The sequence below is a fragment of the Rhodopseudomonas sp. B29 genome (assembly GCF_000333455.1).
Taxonomy (GTDB): Bacteria; Pseudomonadota; Alphaproteobacteria; order Rhizobiales; family Xanthobacteraceae; genus Rhodopseudomonas.
Genome location: NZ_BADD01000270.1, coordinates 1 through 1,425 on the forward strand (window position 1 = coordinate 1; position 1,425 = coordinate 1,425).

At 65.2% G+C, this 1,425-nt stretch carries 1 protein-coding gene and 1 pseudogene; both read left to right on the top strand.

The genetic code is table 11. The features are described from left to right. The first annotated feature begins 153 nt into the window (after nucleotides 1–153). A complete protein-coding gene (locus I5M_RS09910) occupies nucleotides 154–849 on the top strand; it encodes a peroxiredoxin (protein ID WP_022721259.1) in 696 nt (231 codons plus the stop codon). A gap of 92 nt (nucleotides 850–941) precedes the next feature. After that, a pseudogene (locus tag I5M_RS29460) lies at nucleotides 942–1,425 on the top strand (M23 family peptidase); the annotation flags it as partial.

The following is a 1,425-nucleotide window of genomic DNA, read 5'->3' on the forward strand; positions in this document are numbered from 1 at the left end:
GCCCAACGGGCCGTTCACCCCAGGGGGTGGTCGGTCGGGCCGAATCCCTGCAACCATACTCCGAGGCAGGCGGCATTGCCCAGAAGCGGCAGCGCCGCAGCGACGCCCGCAACGACGTTGTTTGACCCGGCGAAAGCGACGAAAGGAAGGCGTATGTCCAAGCAAACGCGTGAGAAATCATCCAAATCAAAGGCTGCGGCAAAAGCCGGCAACAAGCTGCCCGCGCGCCCGGCCAAGCCATCGGCTGCGGCCGCGCCAGCGAACAAGCCCGCCGCTGGCAAGGTTGCTGCCGCCAAGCCGATGCCCAAGCCCGCCAAGAAGGCGGCAACGGCACCCGCCAAGCCAGCCAAAGCTGCGAAGAAGCCCAGCCCCCCCGCGGCAGCGCCGGCGCTTGCCGAAGGTGCCCGCGCCCCGGACTTTGCACTTGCCCGCGACGGCGGCGAAATCCTGAAGCTGGCCGACTGTTCGGGGCAGAAGCTCGTGATCTTCTTCTACCCGCGGGCCAACACGCCCGGCTGCACCCGCGAGGCGATCGACTTCAGCCGACTGAAGAAAGACTTCGCAGCTTGCGGCACACGAGTCATCGGCGTCTCGGCCGATTCCGTGAAGGCGCAGGACTCGTTTCGCGACAAGCATCAGCTCACCACGCCGCTGCTATCCGATCCGACCCACGCGATGCTCGAAGCCTACGGCGCCTGGGGCGAAAAATCCCTGTACGGCCGCAAGTTCGAAGGGATTCTTCGAACCACGGTTCTGATCGGGAGCGACGGTCACATCGCCAAGGTCTGGCGCAACGTGAAGGTCGACGGCCACGCCGAGCAGGTGTTAGCCGCGGCGCGCGAACTGTGACGGCATTTCCCGAAAATTAACCATGAGGGGCTCAAATCCACCCGCGCCGAGTGCCGGAACACAAGTCGTTTCCAGCTGGCGCGGGAGTTTCGATGTCGTACCGTTCCGGCCACGCCGCCGCCCCTTATCAACCAGCCCCCGAACATGGCCGGCCGCATCAGTACCGGGCTCATCGCGGCCCCGCTCCCCGGAAAGCCGAGCCGGAACGCGGCTCCAGCTACACCATTGCGCACGCGGGCAAACAGGTCCGCATCGGGCCGGTGGTGTTCTGGATCGTGGTCGGCAGCGTCGTACTGCTCGGCTGCTGGTCGGCTGCCACAGCGACCTACTTCGCGTTTCGTGACGACGTGCTGACCCGGCTGATCGCGCGCCAGGCCGAGATGCAATACGCCTACGAAGACCGTATCTCCGAACTACGCGCCAAGGTCGATCGCACCACCAGCCGTCAGTTGCTCGATCAGGAGCAGTTCGACAAGAAGCTCGACCAGGTGATGCGCCGCCAGAACATGCTGGAAAACCGAGGCAGCGCGCTCGGCAACCTGCCCGACACCATGACGACCGGAAGCATAAGCCGAC

Coding starts and splice junctions, on each gene's coding strand:
- I5M_RS09910 (WP_022721259.1), top strand. CDS start 154: ATGTCCAAGCAAACGCGTGAGAAATCATCCAAATCAAAGGCTGCGGCA.